Origin of the sequence: Comamonas testosteroni (assembly GCF_030505195.1) — a bacterium.
Lineage (GTDB): Bacteria > Pseudomonadota > Gammaproteobacteria > Burkholderiales > Burkholderiaceae_C > Comamonas > Comamonas testosteroni_G.
On the sequence record NZ_CP129672.1, the window covers coordinates 1,953,711 to 1,967,079 of the forward strand.

Annotated in this window: 9 protein-coding genes; all 9 read right to left on the minus strand. The window is 66.6% G+C overall.

Annotation, left to right across the window (positions count from 1 at the left end):
* Nucleotides 1-42 precede the first annotated feature (42 nt).
* Complete coding sequence (locus QYQ99_RS09020; protein ID WP_302092328.1) at nt 43-1,095, minus strand: iron ABC transporter substrate-binding protein; 1,053 nt, start codon at nt 1,093-1,095, stop codon at nt 43-45.
* Nucleotides 1,089-1,637, minus strand: coding sequence for a DUF2478 domain-containing protein (locus tag QYQ99_RS09025; RefSeq protein WP_302092329.1), 549 nt, complete (start codon nt 1,635-1,637; stop codon nt 1,089-1,091). Before QYQ99_RS09025 ends, QYQ99_RS09020 begins: the two co-directional genes overlap by 7 nt.
* A 13-nt stretch (nt 1,638-1,650) precedes the next feature.
* On the minus strand, nt 1,651-2,556 hold the full coding sequence (locus tag QYQ99_RS09030) for a substrate-binding domain-containing protein (RefSeq protein WP_302092330.1): 906 nt from the start codon (nt 2,554-2,556) through the stop codon (nt 1,651-1,653).
* A 5-nt stretch (nt 2,557-2,561) separates the two neighbouring features.
* Nucleotides 2,562-4,526 (minus strand): TonB-dependent receptor plug domain-containing protein, encoded by a 1,965-nt coding sequence (locus QYQ99_RS09035; RefSeq protein ID WP_302093144.1) that lies wholly within the window; start codon nt 4,524-4,526, stop codon nt 2,562-2,564.
* 255 nt (nt 4,527-4,781) lie between these two features.
* Entirely contained in the window at nt 4,782-6,224 is a 1,443-nt protein-coding gene (locus QYQ99_RS09040; protein WP_302092331.1) for an NAD-dependent succinate-semialdehyde dehydrogenase, read from the minus strand.
* A gap of 146 nt (nt 6,225-6,370) precedes the next feature.
* A complete protein-coding gene (cobA, locus tag QYQ99_RS09045; protein ID WP_302092332.1) occupies nt 6,371-7,195 on the minus strand; it encodes a uroporphyrinogen-III C-methyltransferase in 825 nt (274 codons plus the stop codon).
* 36 nt (nt 7,196-7,231) lie between these two features.
* Nucleotides 7,232-10,093, minus strand: a complete 2,862-nt coding sequence (locus QYQ99_RS09050; protein WP_302092333.1) for a nitrate reductase — start codon at nt 10,091-10,093, stop codon at nt 7,232-7,234.
* Nucleotides 10,094-10,282: 189 nt separating this feature from the next.
* Nucleotides 10,283-10,681 (minus strand): nitrite reductase small subunit NirD, encoded by a 399-nt coding sequence (gene nirD, locus QYQ99_RS09055; protein ID WP_302092334.1) that lies wholly within the window; start codon nt 10,679-10,681, stop codon nt 10,283-10,285.
* A gap of 177 nt (nt 10,682-10,858) precedes the next feature.
* The gene (gene nirB, locus QYQ99_RS09060) at nt 10,859-13,333 is read right to left on the minus strand and encodes a nitrite reductase large subunit NirB (RefSeq protein WP_302092335.1); all 2,475 of its coding nucleotides are present in this window, start codon (nt 13,331-13,333) and stop codon (nt 10,859-10,861) included.
* Between the last annotated feature and the right edge of the window lie 36 nt (nt 13,334-13,369).

A 13,369-nucleotide genomic window follows, 5' to 3' on the forward strand; every position in this document is an offset into this window, starting at 1 on the left:
ACCTTCCCCGATATCGAATGACTTCATGCCAGCCTCATGCATTCAGCGCGCCAGCTGCAGCAGCCCATGCAGCTGGGCCGACGACAGCTGCACACCATAGAACAGCGCATGGAACTCGCTCACCGCCTGCTCCAGGGCTTTGACACCTTGCTGGGCGAAGCGGCCCGGATGCAGCTTCTCAAGCAGCCAGCGCACGCCGATCAGCCGGTTCACGCTGGGCGGGCCGTCCAGCCAGCCAAAGGGCAGCACGGGCGCGCAGTGCACACGGCCGCTGCGCACGGCGCTGACGCCGCGCCACAAGGGATCCTGGCGCACGCGCTCGGCAAAGCCCGACTCCTGGGTCAGTATGACTTCGGGGTCCCAGGCCAGGATCTGCTCCATGGACACGCGCGTGAGTCCGCCCCTGCCGGCCTGGGCCGCCACATTGCGACCGCCCGCATACTCGATCACCTCGACATTGATGGAGCCGGCCAGCCCGGTTTCCAGACCGTTGGCGCCGCGCCCCAGATAGACACGCGGCCGGGCCTGCTCACCGAGTCCGGCAGTCACGGCGCGCACCAGAGCCGCGACCTCGTCCGCATGGCGGGCCAGGGCCCGGCCGCGCTCGGCCGCACCCAGCAGGGCGCCGACCTCGCGCAGCTGGTGCGCATGTTCGGGCAGGCTGCCTTGCACCAGCACGCAGGCCAGGCCCGTCTGGCGCGCCAGGCGTTCGGCGGCAGAGACATGGGTGGCGTCGGAGGTCCCGGAGTCCAGCACCAGATCGGGTTGCAGCGCCAGCAGCTTTTCGAGCGGCAGCGTGCTGCCACGGCCCGACAGGCGCCCGAGATAGGGCAAAGCCTGCAGTGGCGCACCCAGATGGGCGCGCGCCGCGTCGCTGAGCTGCATGGGCCAGCCCAGCAGCTGCTGAGGCGCCAGCGCGGCCAGCAGCACGCCTGCCGGCGGCCCCGAAGCGAACACGCGGCCAGGCCGTGCCGGCAGCGAGCCAAAGCGCGCTGCAATGACCGAGCCGCCATCCTGCGCCCAGGCCCCGCTCTGATGCAGGCCCGAGGCCAACGTCGCAGCACCGGCCTGCAGCCATTGGCGCCGCGTCAGCATGACCGGTCTCCCGGGTCTTCGCGCTGCAGCTGCTGGCGGCACCAGTGCAGCAGTGCCTGTTCATCGACCGGCAGGCGCACGAAGGCGCCGCCGGTAAAGCTCTGCCAGCCGGCCTCGTGGCGGGCCGCCACGGCCGTGATCACGGGAATGCCGGCCTCGACAAAGGCGGCGATCTCCTGGACAAACCCGCCGCCGGCGGCTTCGAGCTGGCCGAAGCAGTTGACGACGGCCAGCTCCACACCATCGGCCAGCGCCTGGCGCAGCACCTCGCTGGCCCGGGCCAGGGCCTGAGGATTGAGGCTGCAGGCCCGCGAGGCCGCGCCCAGATCCTCGGTCATCTCGAACTGCTGGCCGCTGCGCAGATCCACGAGACGCATGCATTTGTTGCCGTTGGCATAGCAGCTTTGCCGATGCACCAGCCCGCCCACGCTGCGGCCCGACTGCTGCAGCCGCCGCGCCACGCCTTCCAGCAAGTCCTCGATATCGTGCCGCTCATCGGGGTAAATCAATGCCGCCAGCGGCGGCGTCATAGCGGTGCTCATGCTGCTCCTTCACTCAAGTCTGTCCATCGACACCGGCGCTCATGCCGGCGGGCACGCTGTCGCGCGCAAACACCCAAGGACCGTTCACACCGCTGGCCGCTTCCAGCGCACGCTGGCCGGGCGCAGACAGCAGGTACTCGGCCAAAAGGCCAGCCGCCTGGCGCTGCTGCGCTGTGGCCGGATGGCGCGGGCCCGGTGTGAGCAGCACATAGGGTCTGCGCATCAGCGGATCGCCGTGCAGCAGCAGCTCTATGCCGGGGGCGCCCATCTTGCCGAAGGCCAGGGGAATATGGCCGACCACGGCGTAGGCCTGCTCGCGCGCAGCCAGCTCCAGCACGGCCTGTGGTCGCGGGCCGGTGTCGGCGCGCAGCCAGCGCGCATCGGGGCGTATGCCCCCGCGCCGCCACAGACGCTGCATCACGGTATAGCTGCCGGGATCGCGCAGCGCGATAAAGGGGGTGCCGGTCTGGGCAATGCGCTGCAGCGCCTGCGTGCCGTCAGCGGCCGAACGCACGCCGGCGGGGTCATGAGCGGGGCCGGCAATGACATGCTCGTTCCAGCCCCAGACGCGCGCAGAGCCAGCCATGCCGCTGGCCTCCAGTGCCATGGCTTCGTCGCTGGCGTGGATCAGCAGCATCTGCGCCTGGCCGCGCGCGAAGGCGGGCACCACGCCCTCCTTGGGTGCGGCCGCCACGGTGGTGACCGGCATGGTCAGGGCGTGGCTGGCCTGCTCGGCCACGCGCGGCCACACGCCGCACAGCACGAGCCCGCCCACGGCCGCCACCTGTATGCCGGCGTCCGAAGCGGGTTGCGCTCCCGCCGCCAGGGCCGGGCCGCCGGCCATGCCCAGGGCCGCCAGACTCCGCAGCCAGTCACGTCTTGTCAGCGAGGTCAGCGATGTCTGAAGCAGGTGTTCCATGGCCATCAGAACCGGTAGCCCAGATTCACGTACCAGCTGCGCCCCGGCATGGGCAGACCGTCGGCCAGCTGATACCACTTGTCGCCCAGATTGGCCACGCCGAAGTCCAGCGTGGTGTCCGGGCGCGGCAGATAGCGCGCACGCAGATTGGCCACGCCGTAGCCGGCCATCTGATAGACCTGTGCCTGTCCGCTGGCCGACAGCGGCACCTTGCGGCCCTGTTCTGCCTCCAGCTCGGCACGCAGCTGCCACTGGGCCTGCGGACTCCATTGCAGGGCCGCCGTCAGGCGCTGGCGCGGCGTGTCCGTCAGCGTGATGCTGCGATCGCTGAGATTGGTGCGGCTCAGATAGGTGTAGCCCGCATGCACAGCCCATTGGGCCGACAGCTGCTGCGCCAGCGACACCTCAAAACCGACATTGCGCGTGCGTCCCACGTTCTGCGCCTGGTTGCAGGTCTTGCCGCCGCAGGCCGTGGAGTCCACAACCATGGTCTGGATCTGGTCGCGCACCCGGCTGTAGAACACGGCCGCCTGTCCCTTGCCGCCCTGCCAGGGCTTGCCGCTCAGGCCCAGCTCCAGATGGCTGGCCACCTCGGGCTTGAGGTCGGGGTTGGCCAGGGCCGTTCCCATGCGTGCCGAATAGCGGTCCTTGATGGTCGCAAAGCGGCTCTTGTGCGAGGCAATCAGATAGACCTCGTCGCCCTGGGCCGTGAGCGCATAGCTCAGGCGTGCCAGGCCGTTGGTGGCGCTGGTGGAGCCCGTGGGCCACTGGTAGACCTGCCTGGCATCGCGCTGGTCGTGGCTCAGGCCCAGCGTCAGGCGCCAGCGCTCGGCCAGGGCGATGTGATCCTCGAGCACCAGCGAGGTGGTCACATCGCGGTAGTGCTTCTGCGGGTCCTTGCCCGAAGCCGCGTCGGTGTGCTCGTCCTGCTTGTAGTGGAAGGCCGCATGCAGCTCATGACCGGAGAAGGCGTAGTTGACCCACTCCACGCTGGCCCCCTTGCTCACGTCCTTGTAGCCGCTGGTCGGATCGTGGGCCGTGTAGCTGGCGTCCTTGTACATGTCGAGACCGTTTTTGTAGGTGTCGTGGTAGAGGCGCGTCTTGAGCACATTGCTGCTGTTCAGACGGGTGGTGCTCAGGAAATACAGGCTGTCCTTGTCCCAGTAGGGCCAGCGCCAGTAACGCACGGCGTTCTTCTGCGTGGACTGGCCGGTGTAGACCGGATTGCCCTTCTCGCCTTCCTGGCGCACATAGCCGATGGCGTATTCGTCCGTGGCATTGGGCGTGAGTCCGAGCTTGAAGGACAGGCGCTTGTCGGTGCGGTCGGCGTTCTCGCGCTTGCTGCCGGTATCGGTGGGCTGCTTCTTGTAATCCCTGAAGCCCCGGGGCAGAGGAAAGCTGTCGGCCTCCAGGTAGGAGGCACCCAGCTGGTAGTACCAGTTGCCCTGGTTGCCGCCCAGGTTGAAGCTCGCCCTGCGCTCGCCGCCGCTGCCCACTCCGAGGCGCACGTCGCCCTCGAAGGGCTTGACCGGTTTGCGCGTGACCAGATTGACGGCGCCGCCCAGCGTATTGGGGCCGTAGAGCAGCGAGGCTCCGGCCTTGGCCACGTTGATCTCGGCCAGGTCGAAGGTGGTGAAGCGGCCCAGATCCACATAGCCGTCATAGGGCACGTACAGCGGCACGCCGTCCACAAAGATGGGCACCTGACGCGAATCGAAGCCGCGCAGATTGATCATTTCCTCGTTGCGGATGTTGCGCGACAGGCTCACGCCAGGAAGATTGCGCACGGCATCGGCCACGGTGCTGGCGTTGCTGCGCTCCATTTCGGCACTGGATACACGCTGCATGTCGCCGGCCCCGAGCTCCTCGGCCTCGCGCCGCACGCTGACTTCCACCGTACCCAGCGTGAAGGTCTGGCTCGCGGCTTCGGCTGCGCCCGCAGCTGCCACCTGCGCCCAGGCCGTGCCCATGGGCACGATGGCCAGCGCGCCCCACAACCAGCTGCGGCGAAGAACAAAACTCGGAGGATGGAGAGAGGAAACCGTGGAGTGCAATGACATGGCGCGGGCTGGAATTTGTTGTCGAATGTAAAAAACCGTCGATTCTAGCCACCGCTATTCATTTTTGGAATAACGATCGACAAACAGTCCCCATAAGCCGCACGGCATACACGTCCCATGAAAAAGGCCACCCGAGGGTGGCCTTGCATCAGATGCCTTGCAGATTCAAACGCAGCTGATTGCCACGGCCTTGGCCACCAGATAGGCCTCCAGCGCTTCCGGGCCGCCTTCGGAGCCGTAGCCCGAATCCTTGATGCCGCCAAAGGGCAGCTCGGCCGATGGCAGGGCAGGCTGGTTGATCCACAGCATGCCGGCTTCCACATCCTGCGACAGCTGGTGCGTCGTCTTGAGCGAGCGCGTGAAGGCATAGGCCGCCAGGCCATAGAAGAGGCGATTGGCCTCCTGAATGGCATCCTCGATCTTGTCGAAGCCGCGAATCGCCGCCACGGGGCCGAAGGGCTCCTGGTTGAAGATATCGGCCGTCAAGGGCACGTCGGCCAGCACCGTGGGCGCAAAGAAGTTGCCCGCAGCACCAAAGGATTCGCCGCCCGTCATCAGCTTGGCGCCGCTTTGCTCGGCGTTCTGGATCAGCTGGGTCAGCGCGGTCACGCGACGCGGATTGGCCAGCGGCCCCATCTGCGTGCCCTGCTCCAGGCCGTTGCCGACCTTCAATGCCTGGGCATGGGCGACCATCGCGCGCGTGAACTCCTCGCGCACGCTGTTGTGCACCAGAAAGCGCGTGGGCGAGATGCAGACCTGGCCCGCGTTGCGGAACTTGGCCGCGCCTGCGGCCTTGACGGCCAGTTGCACGTCGGCATCCTCGGCCACGATCACGGGGGCATGACCGCCGAGCTCCATGGTGGAGCGCTTCATGTGCAGGCCGGCCAGCGCTGCCAGTTGCTTGCCCACGGCCGTAGAGCCCGTGAAGGTCACCTTGCGGATCACCGGGTGGGCAATCAGATATTCGGATATCTGCGCGGGGTTGCCATAGACCAGGCCCACGACACCGGCTGGAATGCCGGCATCGACGAAACACTTGAGCAGGGCGGCGGGGGAAGCCGGAGTTTCCTCGGGCGCCTTGACCAGGAAGGAGCAGCCCGAAGCCAGGGCCGCACCGATCTTGCGCACGATCTGGTTGACGGGGAAGTTCCAGGGCGTGAAGGCGGCGACCGGGCCCACAGGCTCCTTGATCACCAGCTGCTGCTGCTCGGGGCGACGCGAAGGCACGATACGGCCATAGACACGCAGAGCCTCGTCGGCAAACCATTCGATGATGCCGGCGCCGGCAATGATTTCCACCTTGGCCTCGGCCAGCGGCTTGCCCTGCTCCTGCGTCAGCAGCGCGGCGATCTCGTCGGCGCGTTCCTTCAGCAAGGCCGCGGCACGGCGCATGATGGCGCCGCGCTCATGGGCAGACACCTTGCGCCAGACCTGAAAGCCCTTGTCGGCCGCCGCCAGGGCGCGGTCCAGGTCGGCAATATCGGCATGGGCCACGCGGCCAATCACCTCACCCGTGGCCGGGTTGCGCACATCAATTTTCTTGCCGCTGGCAGCGTCCTGCCACTGACCGTCGATCAAAAGCTGGGTATCAGGATATGCAGTGCTCATCGCATGACTCATAGGTGTCGGCCGCCGCTATCCCCCTGCAGACTGGCGCGGCCGGGTGTGACAAATGTTCAGGGGTTGCCGGACAAATTCTAGTCATGCAGGCTCGGCACTCAGACAAAAGGGAGACAGCTGTCAGCAATCGGGCTTTACGCACCCACGGCGCGGCGCAACTGCACCTGCTCAAGCATGCCGTCAAGGCCGGCTGCCGACGATGCGGCCAGGCCGACCACCTCGCCCACCACGAACACGCAGGGGCTACCCAGTCCGCTGGCTGCCAGCGCCTGCGTCATCTGCCCCAGATCGGTCAGTATCTGCTGCTGTGCAGGCAGGCTGGCGTTCTGGACCAGCGCCACCTGCGTCGAGGCCGGCAGTCCGCCGGCCAGCAGTTGCTGCTGGATGACGGCGGCCGTGGCAACGCCCATGTAGATCACCAGCGTCAGCCCCAGCATCCGCGCCGTGCCGGCCAGCAGCTGCCAGTCATGACCGGCACTGCCTGGCTTGGCGTGGCCGGTGATGAACACCACGCCATGGGCATGGTCGCGATGGGTCAGCGGAACGCCCAGGCTGGTGGCGGCTGCCAGCCCGGCGGTGATGCCGTTGACCACTTCGACGGCTATGCCCGCCATGCGCAAATGCTCGACCTCTTCGCCGCCCCGGCCGAAGATGAAGGGATCGCCCCCCTTGAGGCGCACCACCAGCTCGCCCTGGCGGGCCGCCATGATCATGAGCTTTTCGATGAATTCCTGCGAGGTGCTTTCGCGCCCGCCGCGCTTGCCCACGTGAACGACGCGGGCGCCTGCGCTGGCGAGCTTCACGATGTCGGCCGACACCAGGTCGTCGGCCAGCAGCAGCGTGGCGGACTGGATCAGTCTCAGCGCCTTGAGCGTGAGCAGCTCCGGATCGCCGGGGCCGGCACCGACCAGATAGCAACGGCCCACGGGCGACAGGGAAGTGGCATGGCTGTTTGTCATGGCTGGCCTTTCATATGCATTGCCGGACATCGGAATCTAGGCAGCAACCGGCAGGGCTGCCGACTGCGGCGCAGGCGTCGCATGCACCAGTTGTTTGATCCTGGGAATGCAGGAGCCGCAGCGCGTGCCGCAACCCAGGCAGGACTTGAGCTGGGCGAGTCGCTCGTCGGCGCTGCCCTCGCACGTGGCCAGCGTCGAGCTGATGCTGGCCTCATCCACATTCATGCAGGCACAGATCTGTGGCGACCGGGCCGGCATGGCGGCGGGCGGCCTGGCCCCCGAGGACAGCAGCAGACGCCCATAGCTTTGCACCGATTGCTCGTCACGCAGTACCGGCCCCAGCCAGCGGCCGGCACTGGCATCACCGCAGAGCAAAAAGGCATCGAGCCTGGGCTCCTCGGTCTGCCGGCCTATCGCGATGGCCCGGCTGCATTGGCGGCGCGCGTCGGCATAGCGCATGGCCTGCGGGCCATCGAGCTGCAGCAGGCCATGCAGCCGCGCCAGCACCTGGGCACTGGGCTGCGCATAGGCCGCCGCGCGGAACTGCACGCCGGTGCGGCCCTGATCCGCTTTTTCCAGCGGCACGGCGCGCCCGAACAGCACACAGCTGGCGAAGTCGAACTCAGCCATCAGTTCGGTCAAAGCCTGGCGAACCGACTGCACCTGCTGCTCATCCAGCCAGGCCATGCCCAGACAGGTCCAGGGCAGCTCGGCCTTGAGCAGCCTCACGGCCACATGCTTGAGCTCGGGCTGCTTGGAGCGCGGGCAGCGCTCGGGCGTGGTCAAGGCGTTGACGCCCGCAAGCCGCTGCCCCTTGGAGCCCAGACCGCTCAGATACATGCTGCCCCAGTGCATGGGCAGATACAGCTGTGCGGGCTGCAGCCCCCCTTCCTCCTGCACGGGCAGCACGATGGCGCCATAGCGGTTGGACAGGTGGACCAGGTCGCCCTCCTGCAGCTGCAGCCGCTGCATATCCTGGGGACTGACCTGCAGCTGCGGTTCGCTGACATGGGCGAACAGGCGCCCCAACTGGCCGGTGCGCGTCATGCCATGCCATTGATCGCGCAGGCGGCCGGTGTTGAGACTGAACGGATGCCGCGCATCGCGCGGCACGGCCACCGTCTGCCAGGGCTGCGCATCAAAGCGTGCACGCCCGTCCTCGGTCGCAAACACCGCATCGCCATACAGACGCTGCCGGCCCTGGCCGGCGCCTTGAGGCATGGGCCACTGCTGGGGCCCCTTGACCTCCAGCACCGCCCAGCTCAGACCCGTGATATCCAGATCTCGCCCGCGTGTGGACTCGCGATGCTCGTTCCAGATGGCTTCCGCACCTGCATCGGCATTCGCCGTGTCATAGGGAAACAAGCTTGGCAGCGAGGGCCGCAGATGCTCTTCCAGACGCCGCGCCAGCTGCACGCCTATCTGCCAGTCATGGCGCGCCGCCCCCGGTGCGACCACGGCGGCGCGCACCCGCGAGATGCGCCGCTCGCTGTTGGTGACCGTGCCCAGCTTCTCGCCCCAGGTGGAGGCCGGCAGCAACCAGTCGGCATAGGCCGTGGTCTCGGTCGCGGCAAAAGCCTCCTGCACCACCACCAGCTCGGCGCGCTCCAGCGCCCTGCGCACCATGGCCTGTTCGGGCATGCTTTGCGCGGGATTGGTGCAGGCAATCCACAAGGCCTTGATCTGGCCGTCGGCAGCGGCCTCGAACATCTCCAGCGCGGACTTTCCGGGCTGCGCCGGAATCGACTCCACCCCCCATAGCCGCGCCACTTCGGCCCGATGCTCCGGCTTGGCCAGATCACGATGCGCGCTCAGCAGATTGGACAGCCCGCCCACCTCGCGCCCGCCCATGGCATTGGGCTGGCCCGTCAGCGACAGAGGCCCGGCGCCGGGCCTGCCGATCTGGCCCGTCGCCAGATGCAGATTGATCAGCGCCGCATTATTGGCCGTGCCGCTGCGGCTTTGGTTCAGGCCCTGGCAGTACAGGCTGAGCGTGGGACGACGCGCGCCCGTCGGCTCCTGGGCACCGCCCAGTGCCATCCAGCGCGCCGCCCGGTACAGGTCCGCCACGGGCAGGCCGCAGATGGCAGCGACCTTCTCGGGCGTGGCTTCGCGCACCAGCTCCTTGAGCGCTGCAAAGCCGCTGGTGTGCTCCGCGATGAAGGTGCTGTCCGTCCATCCCTCCCACAGCATGATGTGCAGCAGGCCGTGAAACAGCATCACATCGCTGCCCGGCTGCAGCGGCAGATAGAGATCGGCCAGCTCTGCGGTTTCGGTACGGCGCGGGTCGGCCACGATGATCCTGAGCTGCGGGTTGCCCGCCCTGGCCTCTTCCACACGCCTGAACAGAATCGGATGCGCCCAGGCCATATTGCTGCCCGTGATGAACATGCAGCCGGCCAGGTCTATGTCCTCGTAGCAGGCCGGTGGCGCATCGGCGCCCAGCGTGGCCTTGTAGCCAGCCACGGCGCTGCTCATGCACAGGCGCGAATTGGTGTCGAGATTGTTGGTGCCCAGCAGGCCTTTGACCAGCTTGTTGAAGACGTAGTAGTCCTCGGTCAGCAGTTGCCCGCTGAGATAGAACCCCAGCGCATCGGGCCCATGTGCGGCGCGAATGCCGGCGATACGCGCAGCCAGTTCATCAAGGGCCTGATCCCAGCTCGCGGCCTGTGGTGCGGATGTCCGCTCCAGCCTGCGCATGGGCTGCAGCAAACGGGCCTGCTGCGCATAGGCCGGCGCGGCCGTCAGATGCAGGGTGCTGCCCTTGGTGCACAGACGGCCCAAGTTGGCAGGATGCTCGGGATCGCCACGCACGCCGGTAATCTGCAGGCCATCGGACTCGATGACCACGCCGCAGCCGACACCGCAATAGGGGCAAGTGGACCTGGTTTCGTTCATGGCGTCCCCAGACAGATGCAGCGGCGTTCATGCTCACAGCAACGCGGACCGCCGAAGGCGAGTCCGCAGCCCACGCCGCAGCAGGGACAAGTGGATCGGGTCTCATGCATGGCAGACTTTCAGTGAAATTGCACCGCAGCGCGCGACTATCAGGCGCATGCTGCTACTCAATTCATACCCATCAAGACGCTAGGCGGCAGCACAGCCGGACATGGCGGCGCAATGCGCAGGACCGGCATGCGGGCGGGTCTGTTCCAGGGCGCGGTTGGCCAGCTCGTCGGCGCGCAGCTGCACTTCGCCGTCCTGCACACGCACGCTGAAATAAGGCGTGCAGCCTTCATCGGGCGCTGCCGCTTCGCCGCTGCTCAGCGCAATCGTCCAGTTGTGCAGCGGGCAGGCCACGCTGCGCCCGAACACAATGCCTTGCGACAGCGGCCCGCCCTTGTGCGGGCAGCGGTCCAGCAGCGCAAACACCTCGTTGTCGGCATTGCGGAATACGGCCACATCCAGCCCTTGCGCACGCGCCACGCGGCGTGCTCCCAGCACGGGGATGTCGTCCATCGTGCAGATAGAAATCCATGCGCTCATTTGCATCTCCTAAGCTCCCCCTGAGCCGCTTTGCGGCTTCCCCCTCTCTCGCTTCGCGGGAGGGGGACGACGGCCTCACTACGGAGCGGCAGGGCCGCCCAGGCCCTTGCTCGCCGTCCCTTGGCTATGCCGCGCCAGGTTCGTAAACTGCTGAAAAATTGAAAGAGGTTCTCGGTTTCAGGCAATAACTGACACACCAGCGGGCAAAGCCTGGAACTGCCGCACATCCACGGACGCCTTGTCGGCCTCGAACCAGGGATCGGGCTCGCCGTCCAGTGCAAACTGCAGCTGCTCCCACAGCGCCCTGCGGCCCTCGGCATCGTCGAGAATGCGTCGCTTGACATAGTCCAGACCCACGCGATTGATGTAGTGCACCGTGCGCTCCAGATACCAGCCTTCCAGGCGGTACAGCTGCATGAAGGCGCCCGTGTACTCCATCACCTCTTCGGCGGTCTTGAGCTTGGTGAAGAAGTGCGCCACCTCGGTCTTGATGCCGCCGTTGCCGCCCACATACATCTCCCAGCCCGAGTCCACGCCGATGATTCCCACATCCTTGATGCCGGACTCCGCGCAGTTGCGCGGGCAGCCGCTGACGGCGAACTTCACCTTGTGCGGGGCGTACATGCGCCACATGGCGCGCTCCAGGTCCTTGCCCATCTGGGTGCTGTCCTGCGTGCCCATGCGGCACCATTCGCTGCCCACACAGGTCTTGACCGTGCGCAGCGCCTTGGCATAGGCATGGCCGCAGGGCATGCCGATATCGTTCCAGACGGCCTGCAGATCCTCCTTCTTCACGCCCAGCAGATCGATGCGCTGGCCGCCCGTGACCTTCACGGTGGGGATCTGGTATTTGTCCACCACATCGGCAATGCGGCGCAGCTCGGAGGCCGTGGTCTCGCCGCCCCACATGCGCGGAATCACGCTGTAGCTGCCGTCCTTCTGGATATTGGCGTGGCTGCGCTCGTTGATGAAGCGGCTTTGCGGGTCGTCCCTGGCCTCCTTGGGCCAGGTGCTTACAAGATAGTAGTTGACGGCCGGACGGCAGGAGGCACAGCCATTGGGCGTGCGCCACTCCATGAAGCGGAACACGGCATCCGTGCTCAGCAGCTTGTGCTCGGCAATCGCATCGCGCACGGCCTGGTGGCCGTGATCGGTGCAGCCGCACATGGCCTTGGTCTTGGGAGCTGCCGAGTAGTCGCCGCCGGCCGTGAACATGATGATCTGCTCCACCAGTCCCGTGCAGGAGCCGCAGCTGGCACTGGCCTTGGTGTGCTTGCGCACATCGTCGAGCGTGAACAGGCCCTTGTCCTTGATGGCCTTGCAGATCGCGCCCTTGGTCACGCCGTTGCAGCCGCAGACCTCGTCGCCGTCGGCCATGGCCACAGCCTTGCTCTGCCCCTGGTGGCCGGTGTCGCCGAGATTGGATTCGCCAAACATCAGCTTGTCGCGGATATCGGCCACGCTGCGGCCCTCGCGCAGCAGCTTGAAGTACCAGCTGCCGTCCACCGTGTCGCCGTAGAGGCAGGCACCGACCAGCTTGTCGTCCTTGATGACCAGCTTTTTGTAGACCCCCGCATAGGGGTCGCTCATGAGAATTTCCTCGGTGTCGCCGCCGCCCTGGAAATCGCCTGCAGAGAACAGATCGATGCCCGTGACCTTGAGCTTGGTCGAGGTCAGCGAACCCAGGTAGCGGCCGATGCCGAACTCGGCCAGATGGTTGGCCAGCACCTTGCCCTGCTCGAACAGGGGCGCCACCAGTCCGTAGGCAATGCCTCGGTGTGCCGCGCATTCGCCCACGGCATAGATACGCGGATCGGTCACGGTCTGCAGCGTATCGCTGACCACGATACCGCGGCTCACATGCAGATGCATGGACTCGGCCAGCTCGGTGCTGGGCCGGATGCCCACGGCCATCACCACCAACTCGGCCGGGATCTCGCTGCCGTCCTTGAAACGCACGGCGCGCACGCGGCCACTGCGCCCGGCGTCCTCGTCGCCCAGCAGCTCCTGCGTCTGCGCCTGCATGCGGAACTGCATGCCGCGCTCGGCCAGCGACTTCTGCAGCATGCGGCCCGCCTGATCGTCGAGCTGGCGCTCCATCAGCCAGTCGCCGACATGCACCACGGTGACCTGCATGCCTCGCTTCATGAGGCCGTTGGCCGCCTCCAGTCCCAGCAGGCCACCGCCGATCACCACCGCATGCTTGAGTGTCTTTGCCGCTTCGATCATGGCCTCGGTGTCGGCAATGTCGCGGTAGGCCAGCACGCCCTCCAGGTCCTTGCCCGGGATGGGCAGGATGAAGGGCTTGGAGCCCGTCGCCATGATCAGGCGGTCGTACTCGGCGCTGGCACTCTCGCCCAGGGCATTGACCGCATGCACCGTGCGCCGGGCCCGGTCGACGGCCGTCACGGTATAGCCGGCGTGCAGCAAGATATGGTGGTCCTGGTACCAGGACCAGTCGTTGAGCACGATATCGCCGAGCGTCTGCTCGCCGGCGAGCACGGGCGACAGCAGAATGCGGTTGTAGTTGGGATGCGGCTCGGCGCCGAAGACCGTGATGTCGTACAGATCGGGGGCAATGGCCAGCAACTCTTCCAGCGCGCGCACGCCTGCCATTCCGTTACCAATCATGACCAGTTTGGATTTTTTCATCTGAGTCCCCGTGGGCATTTGCAAAGCCAAAAAAAA

What these genes read in the sequence shown, in the direction of transcription:
- QYQ99_RS09020 (WP_302092328.1), bottom strand. Translation starts at nt 1,095, where the DNA reads ATGCTGACGCGGCGCCAATGGCTGCAGGCCGGTGCTGCGACGTTGGCC.
- QYQ99_RS09025 (WP_302092329.1), bottom strand. Translation starts at nt 1,637, where the DNA reads ATGAGCACCGCTATGACGCCGCCGCTGGCGGCATTGATTTACCCCGAT.
- QYQ99_RS09030 (WP_302092330.1), bottom strand. Translation starts at nt 2,556, where the DNA reads ATGGAACACCTGCTTCAGACATCGCTGACCTCGCTGACAAGACGTGAC.
- QYQ99_RS09035 (WP_302093144.1), bottom strand. Translation starts at nt 4,526, where the DNA reads ATGGGCACGGCCTGGGCGCAGGTGGCAGCTGCGGGCGCAGCCGAAGCC.
- QYQ99_RS09040 (WP_302092331.1), bottom strand. Translation starts at nt 6,224, where the DNA reads ATGAGCACTGCATATCCTGATACCCAGCTTTTGATCGACGGTCAGTGG.
- cobA (WP_302092332.1), bottom strand. Translation starts at nt 7,195, where the DNA reads ATGACAAACAGCCATGCCACTTCCCTGTCGCCCGTGGGCCGTTGCTAT.
- QYQ99_RS09050 (WP_302092333.1), bottom strand. Translation starts at nt 10,093, where the DNA reads ATGAACGAAACCAGGTCCACTTGCCCCTATTGCGGTGTCGGCTGCGGC.
- nirD (WP_302092334.1), bottom strand. Translation starts at nt 10,681, where the DNA reads ATGAGCGCATGGATTTCTATCTGCACGATGGACGACATCCCCGTGCTG.
- nirB (WP_302092335.1), bottom strand. Translation starts at nt 13,333, where the DNA reads ATGAAAAAATCCAAACTGGTCATGATTGGTAACGGAATGGCAGGCGTG.